The sequence below is a fragment of the Sphingobium sp. genome (assembly GCF_035511395.1).
Classification (GTDB): domain Bacteria; phylum Pseudomonadota; class Alphaproteobacteria; order Sphingomonadales; family Sphingomonadaceae; genus Sphingobium.
The window spans coordinates 1-18,339 of record NZ_DATKFP010000317.1; the positions used below are offsets into that span (position 1 = coordinate 1).

General features: G+C 63.6%; 20 protein-coding genes. 14 read left to right on the forward strand and 6 right to left on the reverse strand.

Annotated elements, in window-relative coordinates; all coding sequences use genetic code 11:
- The 9 genes from VMR39_RS22090 to VMR39_RS22130 all read left to right on the forward strand — a co-directional run.
- A partial coding sequence (locus tag VMR39_RS22090; protein ID WP_325419151.1) for a TraU family protein occupies nt 1-612 on the forward strand: 612 nt, incomplete at its 5' end.
- A 322-nt stretch (nt 613-934) separates the two neighbouring features.
- Nucleotides 935-2,866, forward strand: coding sequence for a hypothetical protein (locus VMR39_RS22095; RefSeq protein ID WP_325419153.1), 1,932 nt, complete (start codon nt 935-937; stop codon nt 2,864-2,866).
- On the forward strand, nt 2,863-3,957 hold the full coding sequence (gene traN / locus VMR39_RS22100) for a conjugal transfer protein TraN (protein WP_037510976.1): 1,095 nt from the start codon (nt 2,863-2,865) through the stop codon (nt 3,955-3,957). The genes VMR39_RS22095 and traN overlap by 4 nt, the downstream gene beginning before the upstream one ends.
- A 25-nt stretch (nt 3,958-3,982) precedes the next feature.
- Nucleotides 3,983-4,831, forward strand: a complete 849-nt coding sequence (locus VMR39_RS22105) for a type-F conjugative transfer system pilin assembly protein TrbC (protein ID WP_230588600.1) — start codon at nt 3,983-3,985, stop codon at nt 4,829-4,831.
- Nucleotides 4,803-5,399 (forward strand): S26 family signal peptidase, encoded by a 597-nt coding sequence (locus tag VMR39_RS22110; RefSeq protein ID WP_037510974.1) that lies wholly within the window; start codon nt 4,803-4,805, stop codon nt 5,397-5,399. Before VMR39_RS22105 ends, VMR39_RS22110 begins: the two co-directional genes overlap by 29 nt.
- Nucleotides 5,396-6,277 carry a conjugal transfer protein TraF gene (locus VMR39_RS22115; RefSeq protein ID WP_037510972.1) on the forward strand — a complete coding sequence of 294 codons (882 nt, stop codon included), beginning with the start codon at nt 5,396-5,398 and terminating at the stop codon, nt 6,275-6,277. The genes VMR39_RS22110 and VMR39_RS22115 overlap by 4 nt, the downstream gene beginning before the upstream one ends.
- Nucleotides 6,278-6,309: 32 nt before the next feature.
- Nucleotides 6,310-6,876 carry a hypothetical protein gene (locus VMR39_RS22120; protein ID WP_037510971.1) on the forward strand — a complete coding sequence of 189 codons (567 nt, stop codon included), beginning with the start codon at nt 6,310-6,312 and terminating at the stop codon, nt 6,874-6,876.
- Between the two features lie 46 nt (nt 6,877-6,922).
- Nucleotides 6,923-8,347 carry a conjugal transfer protein TraH gene (locus VMR39_RS22125; protein WP_037510967.1) on the forward strand — a complete coding sequence of 475 codons (1,425 nt, stop codon included), beginning with the start codon at nt 6,923-6,925 and terminating at the stop codon, nt 8,345-8,347.
- An 8-nt stretch (nt 8,348-8,355) separates the two neighbouring features.
- Nucleotides 8,356-12,099 carry a conjugal transfer protein TraG N-terminal domain-containing protein gene (locus VMR39_RS22130; RefSeq protein ID WP_037510964.1) on the forward strand — a complete coding sequence of 1,248 codons (3,744 nt, stop codon included), beginning with the start codon at nt 8,356-8,358 and terminating at the stop codon, nt 12,097-12,099.
- A 2-nt stretch (nt 12,100-12,101) separates the two neighbouring features.
- Here the strand turns inward: VMR39_RS22130 and VMR39_RS22135 are convergent, their stop codons facing one another.
- On the reverse strand, nt 12,102-12,500 hold the full coding sequence (locus VMR39_RS22135; protein WP_021226039.1) for a hypothetical protein: 399 nt from the start codon (nt 12,498-12,500) through the stop codon (nt 12,102-12,104).
- 191 nt (nt 12,501-12,691) lie between these two features.
- On the opposite strand from VMR39_RS22135, the gene VMR39_RS22140 reads away from it, so the two are divergent.
- The 5 genes from VMR39_RS22140 (at nt 12,692) to VMR39_RS22160 (ending at nt 15,152) form a co-directional block, all read left to right on the forward strand.
- Entirely contained in the window at nt 12,692-12,853 is a 162-nt protein-coding gene (locus VMR39_RS22140) for a hypothetical protein (RefSeq protein WP_021226038.1), read from the forward strand.
- A gap of 22 nt (nt 12,854-12,875) precedes the next feature.
- Complete coding sequence (locus tag VMR39_RS22145) at nt 12,876-13,070, forward strand: hypothetical protein (RefSeq protein WP_037510962.1); 195 nt, start codon at nt 12,876-12,878, stop codon at nt 13,068-13,070.
- 20 nt (nt 13,071-13,090) lie between these two features.
- Nucleotides 13,091-13,288, forward strand: coding sequence for a hypothetical protein (locus tag VMR39_RS22150; protein ID WP_021226036.1), 198 nt, complete (start codon nt 13,091-13,093; stop codon nt 13,286-13,288).
- 95 nt (nt 13,289-13,383) lie between these two features.
- On the forward strand, nt 13,384-14,454 hold the full coding sequence (locus tag VMR39_RS22155) for a nucleoside triphosphate pyrophosphohydrolase family protein (protein WP_231746403.1): 1,071 nt from the start codon (nt 13,384-13,386) through the stop codon (nt 14,452-14,454).
- Nucleotides 14,454-15,152, forward strand: coding sequence for a uracil-DNA glycosylase (locus VMR39_RS22160; RefSeq protein WP_010339380.1), 699 nt, complete (start codon nt 14,454-14,456; stop codon nt 15,150-15,152). The genes VMR39_RS22155 and VMR39_RS22160 overlap by 1 nt, the downstream gene beginning before the upstream one ends.
- Here the strand turns inward: VMR39_RS22160 and VMR39_RS22165 are convergent.
- From VMR39_RS22165 to VMR39_RS22185, 5 genes are read right to left on the reverse strand one after another with little or no spacing between them, the layout of a single operon-like run.
- Nucleotides 15,116-15,901, reverse strand: a complete 786-nt coding sequence (locus VMR39_RS22165; RefSeq protein ID WP_031298116.1) for a hypothetical protein — start codon at nt 15,899-15,901, stop codon at nt 15,116-15,118. The genes VMR39_RS22160 and VMR39_RS22165 overlap by 37 nt on opposite strands.
- Entirely contained in the window at nt 15,873-16,541 is a 669-nt protein-coding gene (locus VMR39_RS22170; protein ID WP_325419170.1) for a C1 family peptidase, read from the reverse strand. Before VMR39_RS22170 ends, VMR39_RS22165 begins: the two co-directional genes overlap by 29 nt.
- 16 nt (nt 16,542-16,557) lie before the next feature.
- A complete protein-coding gene (locus tag VMR39_RS22175) occupies nt 16,558-17,568 on the reverse strand; it encodes an ImmA/IrrE family metallo-endopeptidase (protein ID WP_010339383.1) in 1,011 nt (336 codons plus the stop codon).
- A gap of 3 nt (nt 17,569-17,571) precedes the next feature.
- Entirely contained in the window at nt 17,572-17,946 is a 375-nt protein-coding gene (locus VMR39_RS22180) for a helix-turn-helix domain-containing protein (protein ID WP_010339384.1), read from the reverse strand.
- Nucleotides 17,943-18,173: a hypothetical protein gene (locus VMR39_RS22185; RefSeq protein WP_325419173.1), complete on the reverse strand. Its 231-nt coding sequence runs from the start codon at nt 18,171-18,173 to the stop codon at nt 17,943-17,945. The genes VMR39_RS22180 and VMR39_RS22185 overlap by 4 nt, the downstream gene beginning before the upstream one ends.
- Nucleotides 18,174-18,339: the final 166 nt, after the last annotated feature.

Genomic DNA, 18,339 nt, shown 5'->3' on the forward strand with positions numbered 1-18,339 from the left:
AACACCCGCAAGATGTTCGCGCAGATGCACTATTACATCTCGCCGGTCTGGAAGATGCTCGACATGTTCACCGACCTGCCCTGCATCGAGGACGACGGCTTCGATGTCGCGCTCATCACCGAGGTCCTGCCGACCTGGCAGTCGGCAACACTGGGCGCGATCATCCAGCCCGAGGCGATCCTGTTCGGCAATCCGGCGGCAGGCCTCGCCTGCATGGCCGACAGCGCTGCGGCCGCCGCGGGCAAGGTCGTCGATCCGCTGTTCTGGTGCATGGGCAGCTGGGGCGCGACCTATCCGATCGCGGGCGATATTCATTTCGGGGACAGCGTCGAGGCCTGGGCCGGCCTTGCCGCGCGCGGCGTGTTCATGATGGGCCGGCTCGGCGCACTTACCGTCAGTTCGGCGGACGGCTGTTCCTTCATTCCCCAGCCCGTCTGGACCAAGAGCCGTTACAAGTTCCAGCTGATGGAACCGGTCAAGGGCGGCCAGTGCGTCAATATCGGCCGTCCCGGCGCGCTCTGGACCAGCGCCAAGCATGCGCCGGGCAAGGACAATGCCCAGTTCTTGGCTTTCGAAAAGACGATCTGCTGCGCCGGTGTCTCAACGCCATGACCGGTCCGTCTTTCCCTGACCGCATGGAATCGCCCGGGAACAGCCGATGGCTTGCCCGTCATTCCATTGCGCCGGGCGCTCCCCATGCGGTTAGGCCGGCGTCGCATCCCCCCTGCGGCGCCGGTCGGGCGGTCGGCGTGGCCGTGAATACAGACGATGGACAGGCGGTGCGCCCCTCCTCGCCGTCTGTCGTCGTGGCCACGCTGACCGTTTTTGAAGGACAGGCAGTGTTCCGGGCGACATTGCCCGGACCGATCCCAAGGACCCTGCTTTTCCGGCTACGGCGCGGATCGCGGCTGATCATACCGAGCGAGATCCGGCCATGAGGCGCCCTGCCCTGTTCCTTGTCGCGGCGCTGTGTCTGCCCGCCTCCTCCTATGCACAGACGGCGGAAGACCGGGCTCGTGCCGCCGCAGCTGCCGCGCGCGCAAAAAGCGCGGACAGCGATGCCATTCTCGAGAATTACGTGACCCCGGGTCTTGCCGGGCAGACGATTAGCACGGTCGATTCCTCGAAGACGTTCACGCCCAACCTGGCCTGCCAGAAAACCACGACATTGCTGGAACTGCTCGCCCAGCCCAATGCGACCGGCGACATCGGCACGCTCAGCATCTCGCGTGACAAGGATCTCGACGGCAGTTTCGACGAGGCGCTGACCCTGCCCGTTCCTGCCTCGGGCATCTGCGCCGACGGGATCATCTCCTGTACACCCGGTACCTGGGACGCCTGCCGCTTCTTCCGCTGGGATACGTCTGCCACCGGATCGCTCAAACTCAGCGAAGTCGAGCTGACCGATCTCGCCGGCTGTTACTGCGTCAACAACAGCTGCGGCAGCAATCTGGTCTGGGGCAACATGGCCTCCGTGCTCAAGGACCTTGGCGGCGGGGTTGTCGGCGCGCTCACCAGCGCAGATGCGCGGATCGGCATTGCGCAGGCATCCATCGAAGGGCCGGTGATCCGCTACACCGGCGCACAGACGACCTCCTGCGCGACGCAGCCCCAGATCGGGGCCACCGCATATAAGGCCAGTCCGAACGCCATTGTCGGCGACGCCTATGCCGCCGCCCAGGCGAGTAGTGTGTTCCAGGCGCTCTCGGCCTCCTCGACCGGTGCTGGCACATCCGAAGTGAGCCGAAGCTGCACGATCACCCGGCAGATCACCCAGGAGGAAATTACCGCGGACAAGATCATCGATCGGGTTTCGGGCGGCTATGCGACCTATGCTTCGAGCGCCGACAATCTGACCTTCGTCATGGGCTCGCCCGTGGACAACAGCCTCTCGGGCGGTTCCTGCTCGATCTTCGATTTCCACATGACGCTGCGCGTCAAGGACGTCGATCGGCTTCATCAGGTGCTGCTGTCCCGCTTCGGTGCTGACGACTGGGCCCAGATCCGCGTCGATGGCGAACTGGTCGGTTCGGGACCGCAGAGCTGGACCGGGACAGGCTTGCCGCCCGGCAAATGCGAGAAGAAGGGGGCCTTCTATGTCTACCCCGGCCTCGATCTCACATCGCGGATGACGCAGGGCGACCATGACATCTGGCTGCGAGTCGCGGTCGCCGATGGCGGCGAAGCCTATGCGTCGATCGAGGCCAGCGTGGACGCCGGCTGCAAGACGACCGAGCAACTCGTCGACACATGTGGCGGCTATGCCTCGAACGACGATTGCCGGCTGCAGGACGAAGTGGTGGACGGGGTCACCAGCTTTCGCAATGGCGTCAACACCGGACTTTCGCCCTTGCCGCAGACGCGGCTCTTCGGGACCGGCATCTGCGCCACACAGATCACCCGCGACTTCTTCCGGCGCGAGCGAGGCTACCGGTGCACGGTGGACCTGGGACAGGCGGCGCAACCGGATCTCTCGCGCGGCGCCTATATCATCGATCATTCGACCGAGACGTTGCTCGCTGACCGGGTGAGAAGCGCCGACGAGAGCTATAGCCTGACGACGCGCAATTTTGCCCTGCCCGACCGGGGCAGCGTCAATGCCTGCGAGCCGATCTGCAAGACCCGCAAGGCAATGGTCAACACGGCCGCCGCGCCCGATGGCGTTACCGGCGCGAAACAGACCGATCCCACAGGCTGGGACTATGTCTATCATGCGTGCCAGGACAGCAATGTCTGCCCGGCCGGTGAAGGCGAGGAGCTCGTCCAGGGGTGCGGCTGCCTCGACGACTTCCCCGAGACAGCGGTGATGATGCAGACCGTGCGCCTGGGTGGCGCCGACCTCGTCTGCACGAGTAGCGTGCGATGAGCGCGCGTATATCCCTGCTCGCCGGAGCCCTGATGCTGATGGCGGGTACATTGTTGTCCCCGTCGGACGCCGCGGCACAGCAGCTTTGCGCGGTCGACCTCAACGGCAATGGCGATGCGGCCGATGATGGCGAGACGGCGAGCTGCCATCTGACGGCATCGGGCGGCTGGATGTGCCCGATCGGCCAGACGATGTGCGAGGCCGACGTCTCAGGCGCCCTGCACTGCCCGCTTGGCGATCAATATGGCTGCGAGGTGCCGGCCAGTGGCGGCGCGCCGGCCTGCTCGGCCAATGCCTGCATCGACACCAGCGCCAACCCGATCGTCGACGATCCGGCAGTCGATGATCCGGGTGTCGAAGCCGATGGCGCCGTCGATGCCGAGGGCAATTGTCTGGGCACGATCGAGATATTTTCCGGCCGCGCCGCGCGGTGCCGTCCTGCCGGCCTCAAGACGACCTTCTCCAATTGCTGCAAGGAAAAGGGCAAGATCGTAAAAGACGGCATGGGCGGTTCGATCTCGTCCATCTCGACCAAGATCGCGGTCGCCAAGGGCGTCTTCACCGGCATGAAAGCCGCCTACACCGCCTTCAAGGCAGGCGCGACCGCGAGCCAGGCGGCCAGCGCCGGCGCCAATGCGATCATCGTCGGGATCGACCCCACCTCGATCGCGATTAGCCTCGCGGTGAATTTCATGATCGAGGTGCTGCTCCAGGGCTGCGACCAGCAGGACATGGAAGTGGGCATGCTGCGCGGCTCGGGCATGTGTCATGAGATCGGCAGCTATTGCTCCTCGAAGATCCTGGGGATCTGCGTCCAGAAGTCCCGGGGCCATTGCTGCTTCAACACCAAGCTTGGCCGGATCATCCAGGAGCAGGGCCGTCCGCAGCTGAAGGCCTTCAGCGCCATCGGTTGGGGCACCGCCAAGGAGCCATACTGCCGGGGTTTCACCCCCGAAGAATTCCAGGCCCTCGATTTCTCGCGGATGCACCTCTCCGAATATTATGCGGAGGTGGAAGCCCGCGCTCAATCCGAAATCCAGATCGACATGAAGGACAAGATCGATGCCTATATGCAGACGATCAGCAACTAGGCGCGCCCTGCTGCTGGCAGGGCTCGTGCTTGCGTCCCTATCGGCGCCCGCCTTCGCTCGGGCCGCTGAGCAGCAGGCCGGGGGCGATCAACCGGATAACGAAAATGCCCGCGCGCGCATCCAGGATGAAGGCGCAGCTGCGCTGGCGCGCGTGAAACGCGCCGCCAGCAAGGCGAAGGCCATGTCCGTCCCCCCGCCCGCTCTGCCCGCAAAACCCGACACCGCAGCGCAGCGCCGGGCCTTCGAGGGGCTCAAGGCGCGCAGGAACGATCCGGATATGGAGAAACGCGCGCAGGCCGATATCGCCGCCGCGCGTGAGCGCCTGGCAGCCGAGCGCGACGCGGCCAGTCGCCGGATCGCGCAGGCGCTCGGACTGGAGCAGCCGGAACAGGCGGCGCTGGCCGGAGTGGTATCGCCCGGTACAGGCAAACACTGGGTACCGGTCCTGTTCGTGTCCTCGTCGATGCCGATCGAGACATTGCGCACCTATGCCGGGCAGCTTGAGCGTGCCGGAGGGGTCATGGCGTTTCGCGGGATGCCGGGCGGAATGCGGCAAGTGGCGCCGATGGCGAAGCTGTCTGCCGCCATCCTGCGGCGCGATCCGGGCTGCGAAGGCCCGGCCTGCGCCATGCGGGACGTGCAGCTGATCGTCGATCCGCTGGTCTTCCGGCAACATGGCGTCGCCCGGGTTCCCGCGCTGGCGATGATCCCCGGCGATCCGACGCTCCCCTATTGCGAGCGCGACGAGGCGAGCCCTCGTTCGGCGCATCTGGTTCAGGGCGATGCCGCCTTGTCGGGGCTTCTCGAGGAATATGACCGCCTCGGCGGCAGGGAGGAGGTGCGGGATGCTCTCGCTCATCTGGCACGGCGGTAAGCGCGCCTGGCGTGAACTGAAAGACCTGCCGCTGCGGGCCGCCGTAGCGCTGGGCGCGAGCGGCCTTGGACAACCGGCGCGGCCCGCGCAGCTCTTCAAGGCCTATGGAATCGTGCTGCCGATCGGCCTTTTTGCCTGGTGGGCGATACCGCAGATCACCCTGGTCATGACGCCCTCGATCGAGGCCTGGGTGGTACATCGCTCTCCCGGGCCCGTGCATCGCGGCGATCTCGTCTCCTTCACGCTCGCCGATGCGATCGCGGGCCCCAGGCCGGTCGGCGTCACCAAATATGCGCTGTGCATGCCCGGTGATCGGATCGTCATGGTCGAGAAGCCTGCAAGCTTCGGTCCGAGCCGCAATGGCTGGTACTATTGCAATGGCCGGCTGATGGGCGTCAGCAAGCCTGCGACGCGCAGCGGCAAAGCGCTTAGGCACTGGCAGCCGGCCAGCCCCAATATTCCGGATGGCTTGATCTTCGTCGGGTCGAGCCATCCCGACGGATATGACAGCCGCTATTATGGCCCGGTCGCCATCGATCGCCTCACCCGGATGGAGAAGCTGCTGTGACGCGGCTCGCTGTGATAGCAGGCGCGGCTCTCCTCCTGGCTGGATCGGCGGCCGCGCAATCCACGGGCGCCGCGGGTCGCGAAGCGCGCGGCTACTGGTGGTATCAGGCACCGCCCAAGGCAGAGCAGGAGAAGCCCGATCCTGACGCTCTGGTGAAGCCGGTAATCCCGCCCATGGCCGAACTGGCGACCTGGACACCGCCGAAGATCCGCACACTGATCGAGCAGCAGCGCGACTATGCGACGACCGTGCTCACCGTCGATGCCGTCGCCGATTTCTGGCGCCTGCAGGATTTCGCGCGGCGCAAGGCCCGCGCCTTCGCCGGCGTCACCCAACTGGCCATGCTGACCCATCCCGAGCTCAATGCCAGGGCCGCCAATCCCCTGGTCGGCGAGGCCCGCGATGCGCTCGGCGCGCAGAAGGATCAGGTGCGCCGCCAGTATCTGCGCGCGCACGCCGGAGAGTTCGCGCTTGTGATGTTTGCCCGCACATCCTGCGGTTACTGCAAGGTCCAGTGGCCGATCGTGCAGCGTTTCCAGGACGAGATGGGTTGGCAGGTCAGCCTCATGGACCTCGACCGCAAACCCGAGCTTGCCCAGCGTTTCGGGGTCGAAGTGACGCCGACCACCATGGTCATTCGCAGGAACAGTGTCCAGCGCATGGTGATCGCCGCTGGGGTCGAGACTTATCCCAACATCGCGCAGATGGCCTATCAGGCGGTCAAGTTGCTGAGCGGCGATATTCGGCCCGAGCAATGGCTGACCGGTGCCGGCGAAGAGAACGGGTTTTTCGACGCGCTGGCCAATGGGCCGGTTTCCTCGACCGATCCGCGTGTGATTGGCGGCGATCTCATCGATGCAAGGGAACCCAGGCCGTGAGGCGCTCCGGGCGAGTTCGGCTTGCGATAGCCATGGTGATCCTGCCCTGGCTGGCGGTGTCGGCCATCGGCGACGCCCAGCAAATAAGCCGCGAAGCGGCGATGCGTGCGGCTGTCCATCCGGTATCGAATGTCGCCGACCTGCGCCTCTGGCTTTCCCGTGTACCGGTGACTCGTGATTTTCCCCCTGACTTCCAGACCATGCTGCGCAGCCAGGCATCGCTTTATGTGATCGAGATCAGCACCGCGCCGGGCTGCCTGCCCTGCGGCGATCTCTGGGCAAAACTTCAGGCATTCCGCGCGCAGTACGGCTGGCAGGTTCGGACCATCGGCGCACAGGAGGCGATGCTTCGTTCGGGACGGCTCGGTCTCCCGTGGGTCGGCAATCCGGTCGCCTGGGTGCGTCCCGTGGCCGACCCGAACCGCATGGTGCCCATCGCGATCGGCACCGATCACGAAGCCAATATCGCGCGCAACGTCTGGCTTGCCGCCCGGATGCTCACCGGCGCCCGGGCTGCTGTCGGCGTGCGCGCCATGTCGAAGTTCACCGGGATCGTCGGCGTGAGGGCGCCGGCCTCCTCCAGCCCGAAGGGACGCTGATCATGGCGGGGCGGCGTCACCCTTCCTTCTCACCAGGAAGCCTGCCATGGGACATCTTGTTCGTCGTTCGACCCTTGCCTTTTGCCTGATCGCCGCCTCATGCGGCCAGGCCGTTCCAGCGCATGCGCAAAGCTGGGCCGAAAGCTGGTTCGATAATGTCACCTATACCTCGCCGGGCAGCTTCGAGGACCAGACCCGCGGCTATGTGACCGCGGGCGGCATGTCGGGCCGCGTCGACGTTCATGACGATTATCTCATGAGCCTGACCATGCCCAAGGTGAAGGCGGGCTGCGGCGGTATCGACATGTTCCTGGGGGGCATGTCGTTTCTCGATCCCGACTATCTTGTCCAGAAGCTGGAGACGATTCTCCAGGCGGCACCGGCAGTGGCCTTCCAGTATCTTCTCGAAACGCTGGACGAGAAAATGGGAAATATCCTCTCGAAGATGGAGGCGGCGACCAATTTCCTGAACTCGATCCAGGTGAACGACTGCCGGCTCGCCAATCGGATGGTCCAGATCGCCAAGGGTGACGACAACATGTCCGGCATCGTCGAGGAGATGACCGGCTACAAGTCGATCCGCGAAGGCTATGCCAATAGCTGGCAGCAGAGCCGCGAGAAGATCCAGGCCAACAAGGGCAATCCGACCGAGGATCTGAAGGACGCCCTCGCCAATTGCCCGGCTGAGGTCACGGACATCTTCAAGACCGGTTCGCTGCTCGCGCATGCCGCCGCGCGGGTCGGCGCATCCGACTGGGCCGGTGTGATGCGGGCCAGGGTTGGCGATGTCTACATGCGCTGGGACGCCACTGACAAGGTGCCGATCTTCTCGGCCATTCCCGCCTGCCCGCGCCAGGATACCGAAAGCGCCGATGATTTCCTGACAGGCCGCGTCCCGACCCGTGCGCTCAACATTCCCGCTACTGCCGCGGATTGCTCGGTGAACGGCGCCGGGCGCGGCGCGCTGCTGCTGGCGCGCGAAAGGATGGAGACGGTCGCGGCCAAGATCCGTACCCGCTCCGCGCTCACCACCGAGGAGAAGCAGTTCGTTGCCAATGTGCGGACCCTGCCCGTCTATCGCCTGCTCGAATGGGGTGTGCGGCAGGGCCTGACCGACAGCGTCATCGCCGACACCGATGAACTGGTCGCGCTCACCCTTGCCTATCAGATGCTCAACGACCTCACGCGCTCGATCGACTTCGCGCTGCAGAATGCGGAGCGCGGTGCGACCACCGCGGGTGCCGCCGATGCCGAGAACAGCAATATCTGCCAGACCCGCATCCTGACCAAGGGCATCGAGCAGTTGCGCGAGTTGCGCGACGAGGTTCTGCGCCAGCGCGCGCAGATGCGCCAGTCCTACATGGCGGCGATGAGCCAGGCGAACCTGTCGGCGAGCTATGCCGGCGTCGTGCGCCAGCGCGACCGTGATGCCCGCGACGCCGCGGGCGCCAATGCCAACCGCAACCGGTGAGGATCGTCATGCGCCGCTTCATCCGCCTCCTCGTCGGTCTCCTGGGCTTTTTGGGTGCCACGCCCGCGCTGGCGATCGACGCCAGCTATCATACCTGGGACGGTTTTGCCGAAACGGTCGATGCCTTCCACCTCGTCGCCATGATCTTCAGCGATCCGCGCTATGAGACGCTGGTCGTGATCATCGCGGTGGCCGGCATCGCCATGGGTGCGGTGCTGGCAAGCATCAAGGGTTCCGGCATGGGCCTTGTCGCCTTCGGCTTCCAGATGCTGATCGGCATTGGCCTGTTCGTGGGGATGATCGCCACGACCGGCACGGTCCACATTTATGACCGGGTGCGCAACGCCTACCAGCCGGTCGGCGACGTGCCCAATCTGATCGTGCTGGTCGCGGGCGTCACCAACCTCATGGAGCGGGCCCTTGCCGAGACCATCGACGACAACACCACCGATCCCAATGCGAAGCTGGAGTTCGGTGCCGGCGGTCATGCGTTCGACCTGTTCCTGAACGCCGTGTCCCCGCGCAGTCCGATCGTCGACACGTTCCTCGATGCGACGGTGAAGGACTATGTGCGGCAATGCTATCCGGTGGCGCGTGTTTCGCCCGCCTATGGTGTCGATGACGATCAGCTCTTTCGGACCTCAACCGACCTTCCCGCCTCTTTCGCGGCGATGGCAGGCCCGGCGACCTTCTCGACGGTCTATACTGCGAGCGACAAGGCCGGGACGACGATGAGCTGCGACGCGGCCTGGGGCTATATCGCCGATCGTCTCGCCGACAATACGATCTTCGATGCCTATAGCGACCAGGTCTGCGCGCGCACCGGCTTCGATGTGACCCAGGCGACCCAGCGCGATCGCTGCCGTCAGCAGATCGACGGCCTGGGCGACATGATGCTCGGGCAATCGATGAGCCGGCAGAAGTTCCTGACCAACGTGCTGCTGGGACAGACGGTCGGCGACGTCCTGTTCGAGGATTCCCCTGCAGCGACCGCGCGGATCATGGCCAACCGGGCAATCGAGTCCAACGGCCTGGCGACGCTCTCGACCGCCAATGAGTGGATGCCGACCATCCGCGCCTCGGTCTTTGCGATCATGCTGATGATGATGCCCATCGCGCTGCTCTTCATCCTGACGCCGATCAACCTCAGGGTCGCGAGCTTTGCACTGGGGCTCTTCGTGTTCGTCGCGCTATGGGGCGTCATCGACGCGGGGATCTATCAGCTTACCCTGGGACGGGCGATGGACGTACTGGCGGAGCTGCGGGCCACCCATGTCGCGGCCGACAGTTGGATCCTCGCGCCATCGGCGGCGATGAAAGCGCTTGCCATCTTCGGCTCGTTCCGCACAGCCGCAGCGGGTCTTGCCGGCGCCTTCGTGTTCACCGTGTTCCGCTTTTCGGGCAACATGTTCACCGCCTTCACGTCCGGCATGCTCGGCGTCCAGGGCCAGGGCAGCATGGCGGCGGCGACGGTGGGCACCAGCGAGGGCTATGCCTCCGCGCTCGAAGCGCAGGCTTCAGCCAGCGGCACCCAGGCGCGGCGTTCGGCTTCGTCAGGGTTCGGAGATTTTGGCGAGCGCAGCAGCTTTGGCCTCGACCGGGCCTTCGGGGCTGCCGGAACCGTTGTGGGCGAGCATGGCGGCGGTGCGGCGGGAACGGCAGCGTTCGGGCTGGGGCGGATCGATGCCGCGCGGGAACTGGGTGGGCTGTCCCCTGCCCTTGTCGGACGCGATCTGAATGATCCCGCCACCGCGCGCGCAATACGCAGCAACGCGGCAACGACAGCGATCCATGGTTTTGCGCAAGGCGATGCGCTGCGCAAACTTGGCACGAGCTATTTTGGGGAAGGTCAGTCCGGAGAACGGGCCTTTGCCGCGTTCGCGCAGAATATGGTGCAGTGGAAGGCTTTTGGCGACCAGCGTGCGTATGAGATGATGCAATCGGGTGCCCAGCGGCATTTCGAGCGCAATGGCTATGATGCCAAAGATGCCGCTCTGAAGGCATCCACGCTGATCGGCCAGGCAAGCGCCGATCCGACCTTCGCCAAAATCACCGCCAATGCGTTCGATCAGGAGCAGATGCTGCGCAATGACCTGACCGCGGCGCAGACGCAGGTCGGCGCGATGGAAGGGCGGCGCGACTATGCCGGCGACAGGGTCGCAGCGGTCGAGCGCGGCAATGTCGCGACCGAGCAGGCGCATCGCACAGGGCATAACCATGGTCAGCGGCAAGCCGCTTCCATGCTTGGGCTGTCTGTCACCGAGACCAGCCGGCGCATCGGGTTCATCAATGCCTTGTCGGGCGAGGCGCGATCGACCGCGATTAGCCAGCTGTCGCGCTCGACGGGGCGCAATGAGGCACAGGTGATGCGCGCGCTGGAGAGCTACAATGCCGCCGTGCAGGTTGGCACGGCCGATGGCGCGAGCGCGGAAGCGGCGCGGGAAGGCACGAGTGTCTATGGGCGCACGAGGGAGGCTGCCGGCTATGATTTTGCAGAACGCTCGGGCAAGCTCGACGCCCAGCGGGAGATCGGTCCCGACGGCGTGCGCAGCAATGCGCAGATCGGCGAACAGCGGCGACAGGCCGACAATGCCGGCTTTGCCGAAGGCGCGGCGGCGGCGGGCGTATCGGTTCGTGAGGCCGCGCGGCTCGATTCCTTTATCCGCGCGCTCGCCGGCACGGCCGGCAACCAGGTCGATATGGCCGAAGGCGGCGCGGAAGGGGTCGCCGACCGCGCCCGCAACGAGCGGCTGACCGGGATCGTCGACAAGGAGCGCCTCACCCGCACGCAGGCACTCCTGCGCGAACATGGCGTCGAGATGTCCAAGCGACAGATCGCGATGAGCCAGAATGGCGATGTCAGCCTCAACCTGACACCCGATCTTGCGGCGCAGATGTGGCGCGGTGGTCTTATCAATGAAAGCCAGCTCGGCGCCATTGCCAATGGTGGGCATGCACGGTTCAGCTTCGCGCACAATGACCTGCTCGTCTCCAGCAGCACCGGGTTCAGCCAGTCGGCCCGCAACGACACCAGCACGCGGTTCGAAGCGGGCAAGCAGGCAGGTCCCGATACGATCGAGCATTTTCTCGGCAGCGGCAAGGAAGGTCAGGCTGCCATGGCCAACTGGCTTCGCGGTGGGTTCGAGATGGACCGGCGTGGGAACTGGCGGTTGAAGCCGCAGGTCGCCGATACGCTGGAACGCGATGTCACGGCGATCATGGTGCAGACCGGATGGCAGAGGTCGCTTTCACGGTCGGCGGAGCACTCAACCGCGGACAGTCAGAGCATCTCCGGCGATCTCACGGCTTCAGCCTCGCGCGGAGTTGGTTCCGGCGACAAGGGCGGCGAAGAAAAAGGTGGCGGCAAAAGCAGCGCCACAGGCTCGCTGAGCGGTAGGTTGAACGCCGACATTGTCGATCGAGGAGTAGCGGCGGTCTCGGCTCGCTCTTCCATCGACGTGGTGAACTATGATGTGCGGGATGCTATCGCGGCTGCCGAGAAAGCAGCCGCACGCTCCGGTCGTCCCGAGGAGACTTTTGCCCAAGAACTCAGCGAACGTGTGCTTGGCAATGATGGTCTGCGCAACCGGTATCTGAAGCAGGCCGATGCTGGGCGTGGCACCTTCGACGTCACGGGTCCGATCACATCGATGGAGCAATCGTCGATCCTTGGTACCGGTCGGCTATTGTTCGACCGCGACAATGGAATGGCTGACGGGGATTCAAGCTTCAAGGAGCGTCGGGATCCATGATGTCAATCCTGGATCACTCCTATGTGTCGCAGATGGATGTCGCCCGAGCGCGAGTCGAACGGATCGGTGTAGGGATCAATAATTGGTCTTTCCGGGGGCGGTCCTGGCGTAATGATCCACTCTCCGCAGGCGACCTTGGCCTTGAGGAAGCCATATCCGAGGACCGCAACGACAGAGATCGGATTAAAGACGAAGATCAACAGGACCATTGTGTTGACCAGATAGATGTTCAACCGGTCGAAAGGCACCGCAAGCATACCCTCGAGGCCGATCCAGTAGAGCAGCGTCAACGCCCAGGTGACTTTCGCATACCATGGGCGCCAGAACCAATCCGCAGCGCGCGGAGACGGCGCTTGCGGGGCTGCCTCGTCCATCTGATCAGGTTCGGTAAATTCCTGCATGAGCAGAGCCTTTCCGGAAAGAAGAATAGCACGGATGACGATGTGGCAAAACCTTCAGCTGCTCTTGTCCGCTCCGACGAAACAGCCCGCTCGTGCGATTTCGGCCTCCCCACCACTCTTTCTCCACTTCAAGTCGGTCCGTTCCTTGTCCCGATACCGACCTATTTCGCGGGTCGAGCGGTTACGCAGCCATGAAAAGCAAGTCGCGCCATCCGGCCGACAAACCGGATATCTCTCCCGCAGCGGATGCCGCGATCATCCGGTTGGCTCGCCTTCTCGGGCGTCAGATGGCTCGCGAACTCCATGAAGAGCACATCGCGAAAGAGACCCAGGCTCCGGAAGAGCCGCATTGAACACCGTTAGCCTGACCGGGACGTGCTGACCGAGCAGCCGTTAAAGGTGATGGATCAGCACCGGTTGGAGTGGATTTTCGTTTCCCGGCCCCACGGCAAATTGCCTGAACGTCTCATTTTCGCCGAATTAAAAGATTGTTGGCAGCAGCTCAGCAATGCTGACGAGGCGCTGAACTCTAACGGCCAAAATTTGCAAATTCACTTCCATATTTCATGAAAATATGATTACATGGTTTCATGAAATATGGAGACGCGGATGGAAAGGGGGATGATGAGCATCTTCAAATCCAGGTTCCGGCCATCACAAAGCGCGACCTTGGGCAACGCGCGCTCGACAGCCGCGAGCCGATCCGCATGGTCGTGCTCCGCGCGCTCAAAGCTTATGGCGTGACGGTCCCCGGCGATGCCATCACCGACCGGCGGAAGCGCGGCTGATGTCGCCCGATGACGAAGCGCTCACGATCGATGAATATGCGCGGCAAGCTGCGCGGACCGATCAGCGCAAGGGGCCAGGCACGGCCGGTTTCACGATGCTCGGCCTCTTCGGTGAAACCGGAAGCCTGCTTACCGAGGCGAAGAAGAAGCAGCGCGATGCCGCCTCCTATCTCGGTTATGCAGAGGCGGTCGCGGAGGAGATTGGCGATGTCCTCTGGTATTTGGCAGCGGTGTCGCGCCGCTACCGACTTGCATTAAGCGATATCGCCACAGCAGCGCTCGCGCCCAGAGGCACCCACAAGGCCGGCGGTAACGGTACGCTGACCCTTCACGCACTACAGCCCGCCCACATGCCGATCGCCAAGGCGCCAACGGCAGAGTTCGAGCATAGCCTCCTCGCGCTCGCCGGCGACGTCGGAACGCTCATCAGGGTAGGTGCCAGCGAGCCTGGTCGCCAGGTCATGGCTGACCTGTTAGTCAACGTCATGCGCCGGCTGATCCAAGCCGCGACCGAGTCCGGCGTTCCGCTTGAAATCGCTGCGCTCAAGAATCTCCAAAAGATCTTCGATCGCTGGCCGCGCGAACGTTGCTATCCGCCGCCGCTCGATGAGGGCTGCGACCCGGAAGAACAACTCCCGCGTAAAATGCAAATCGACATTTACGAGCGGACCGTGCGCGGCCAAGCTTATGTGTTTCAGCGGTCGAGCGGTGTCTATGTGGGCGATCGGCTTACCGACAATGCGATCGAGCCTGACGATTATCGGTTCCACGACGTCTTCCACTATGCCTATGTCGCGGTGCTGGGATGGTCCCCGGTGATCCGGGCGCTGCTGCGGCTCAAGCGCAAGAGCGATCCCAAGCTTGACGAGGTTGAGGACGGCGCCCGCGCGGTCCTCATCGAAGAAGGCGTAACATCGTGGCTTTTCGGCAAGGCTCAACAGCTTCAATTCTTCGAAGGTGTGAAGCCGGGCGGACTTCCGCTGGACATGTTGAAGCATGTTCGCCAATTCGTCGCCGGCTACGAGGCCGAGCACTGCCCGCTGTGGCTCTGGGAAGAGGCAATTCTCCAGGGTTATGCGGCGTTTCGCTTCCTGCAGAAGAACCGCCGCGCGCGAATCGGCATCGATTTCGCGCGCCGCCGCCTAACCATCAAGGAGTTGCCGTGATGACCCCCAAAAGCTTCGTGTCGGCACTGGCAGCGGCGGATCTTCCCTCAGTGTTCAATCCATGGCGTGATCGCTGCGCCATTCACGACCGCCGCGACGCCGCTGCCCGGCGGCGCGCCAATCTTGAACGCGTACTCGTTGCGGCGCTAGACGCGCGGGTCGAGACCATCTGGATCGCTCGTGACCTCGGCTATCGCGGCGGTCGTCGCACCGGCGTGCCGCTGACTGATGAAATCCATCTGAACCATGCGGCGGCGCTCATGGGCGGCATCGCGCTGGAGCGCGCCACCCAAGGCCCTGCGATTGCCGAGCGCACTGCTGCTATCGTCTGGCAGGTGCTTGGCCGCATTGGCCAACCTGTCATGCTGTGGAACGTCTTTCCGTTTCATCCACATGAGGAAGGCGATCCCATGTCCAATCGCTGCCACACACGCGCCGAACGCGAGGCTACCTGGCCGTTCTTGCAGGCGCTGGTCTCGATGGTGCGTCCAAAGCGCATCGTCGCCATCGGACGCGATGCGCATCTGGCGCTTGACGGGCTGAATATCCCCACCACTGCGATCCGCCACCCAAGCTATGGCGGGCAGCGCGAGTTCATCGACGGCATGTTCGATCTTTATGGAATCAACGGACGGGAACCGGCCTCCCCCGAACTGCCGCTCTATGGGGCCGTAGCCAGAAGTTGCGCGCTGGCCTGATCGCACGCGCTCAGCATCGGCAGGATCGCGCTGCGGTTCCACTTATCGGTGTCGATCTTGGCATGGGTTGAGACGATGGTCAGCGAGCCCCTGGGAATCTTCGCCTCCGTCGCGACGAAGTCGAGCAAACGGCCGAGGCCGATGAGATTGCCGAGCAGCTTCTCGATATAATAATGGTTGCGGTACATAGCGGTGAGGCCGAGCCTGCGATCTGCGCCCTCGCCGATGAGCTTGAAGCTCGCAAAACTCAGGCATTGCCCGCCATATGGCGAGTCATCGACATCGCGTAGCGGATCGAAAACGCTTAACTCGAACTTGTTGAGCGCCCGGACATTAGGGTTCTTCAAGCGACCGATAATCTCCTCGAGCTGGTTCAACGGCTCGCCCTGTGCCTGCGGCAACAGCATCATCCGCTCGAAATAATAGCCAGACCAGGTGGGCTTCTTGCCTCGTACCTTGGGCAGCACATTGTCCCTAAAGCGATCGAAGAAATTGGGGAAGCCGTAGCGCCGATAGAGCCCGGCCGGGAAAATTGTATTGGCGACCGTCTCGATGCGCTTGGCATCGTGCGCCTGATGAAAGGCATCCACTGCGGCGATTACCGGATCAGCAAGGCTCGCACGCGCCAGCGGATCGACGACGTCGATAATCACATTGTAGGCGTGATGCTGTGACTGCTGGTCGACGAGGCGGACCGCTTCGCGCCACGCCGAGACACAATCAGGCTGCGGCGGCACTGGAAGATACATCGACATCCCCCGTCAGGATTGCCGTCGCAAAGAGGCGCGGCTTCAGGAATTTCTCGGTGAGCCAGGCATGGCCATCGATGCCCCAACTCTCCCCCCAGCTATTGCGGACAAGCAGGGCGGACTGGCCGCCGGTCGTGCCGTGGCCGACCGCGACGATAGCATGCCTTAGAGTGTCGTCCGGCATCTCGTCGTTGGCCGGATCGATCACTCCCTGGGAGCCCGGCATGTAGAATGACCGTGACAGTTTCGTGAGCAGCATCACCGGTCGCTGCTGATCGAGCGCGACAAGTATGCTGGTGAGGTCAATGGCGGCAGCGCCCCCATCGCGGCCAAAGCATTGGCCAACTGTCGTCGGCGGCGCCCATGCAGCAATGTCGTCCGGCACTTTATCGAGATAGACCCAGCCCGCTTCGGCCGGCTGACCGTCAGTCCGCAACGTTTCGAGCATCGACGACAAGGTTGCGCCGCTCTGATGCGGTCGTTTGGCGCGACGTTGCGCGTGATAATAAGCGAACTCGCAGGAAAGCGGCGTCCAGCCGTTGCGCAAGGCGGCATGCGCGTCGCTCGCAGCAAAGGCGAGACAGGTCGGCCGCGCGCCTTGATCACGGACAGGGCCGAGCATCGGCCTAAGATCAGTCACGATATCGATCATGGGGTCAGGCAGCCTCGAGCAGATGGCGCCGCTCGGCGCGAGACAGGCCTTCCTGTTCCGGGCCGGTGAGGTCGAACTCGATGGTCAGGCTCGCATGAGTCATGGTCGGCTGCCAAGGGCGCCGTTCGCTTAGCGACATGCGACCGCGCTGGGCTTCCTCGGGCGCAGCGGTGACGCGGCGGACGGTCGGGCCGCCGATCGCATCGGCTTCGAACGCCTCCCTTTCGTCACGCACGACCGCGAATCCGCTGGCGATTAGCTGGTCGAGATCCCAGAGGTAACCGCCGCCGCTGTTTTCCTGCAGCCGCAGCACAAACAGGTCATTGCGGCTGCCGTCCAGCCGCGTGCCCTCGTCTCGCTCGGTCAGGAGCCAAACATCGCCGCGATAATTTTCGGGGCGATAATCCTTGAGGAGATCGACCTTGAGGCTACGCGGCTGGGTATCGAGCAGTTCTCGCATGATTGCGGGCCTGATGATGCCATAGCGGACAAGCGTGCGGCACGTCGCTTCATAGCTCGCACCGACGCGCAGTGAGAGCTGGTAGGCGATATTAGGACGCCGAAGGTCGCTCGCCTGCCAACCCTGACGGGCGCAGTGCAGGCCGATCAACCATTTGGGCATCATGAAAGCGACCGCGAATGCGTCGGCTTCGGTTTCCTCGAAGGCCTGACCCGGTTCTGGGCTCATCGGCATGCGACGCAGAATGCTTTCATCGTCAAGGCTCGGTTCGTGCTTCATCGAGAAGTGACCGAGTTCGTGCGCTGCGGTGAAGCGCTGGATGCTCATCGGCCGCTCGGTCGTTACCAGAACCCCCGGTATCGGCACGCTCAGATAAGCGCCGAGAAGCCCTTTGAGCGGACGGAGCAGGAGCGGCAGGCCGAGCGCATGGATCGCCCCGAACACATCAATATTGCCTCCCTGGCTCTCGATAAGGGCCTGAGTACCGAGTTGGCGATGCAGGCGCCCCGCCGCCATGGTCCCCGCGCGCACCGCGCCGTCATAGTCCCGAGCCATGGATCAGACTTGTCCCCCACCCGACCGCGCGCGCAGATATTCAGCAAAGCGACTGAGTTCAGCGCGGTCGTCGGCCGAGAGATCGGCAACGCGGCGTGCGAGATGCGCCACATCGGCAGGCAAGCTTGCCGAAGCTTCATCCTCGCCCGTAAAATAGCCAACTGACTGGCGATAGAGCTTGGCGAGACGTGTAAGTTCAATTGCCTCAACCCGTCGCTGACCGCTTTCGATGTCGGTAAGGGCGGTGCGCGGAATTTTAAGATAGGTCGCAACCTCATCCTGCTTGAGCCCAAGATATTTGCGCGCCTCTCGCAGCCGGTCACCTAGCTGCTTGCGCTCCAGCTCGTCATTCTCCTGCCGGATAGCCATACCGTTCATGGCTTGGATCCTTTTTTCTTCACCCAGACTTTCTCGATACGAGGAACAAGATGGCCGAGCGCTTCCTCCACCGAAGCGTAACCACCGGTCTGGACAATATTATCGCGCAGTTCGATCCCGATGACCGTCTCGATGGCGCAGAGCGTGTCTACGACCGAAAGCGAGTCGAGCGCAATCGGCGCCTTCATTGCGGCACCCTGATCTTTTGGGAGCGCGATGCCGCGCAATTGCGCTTCGATACGTGCGACTTCTAGCAATTCACCGCCAACGTAGCCGCCGCTGCTGACGACATCGAAAACTTCTTCAGCGGGGCATTCCGAAACAAGATTCTCAGCAGCGCGCGTGAAGGTAATCGGGATGCCATCGAGCTCAATGAGCTGCTCAGGTCACCAG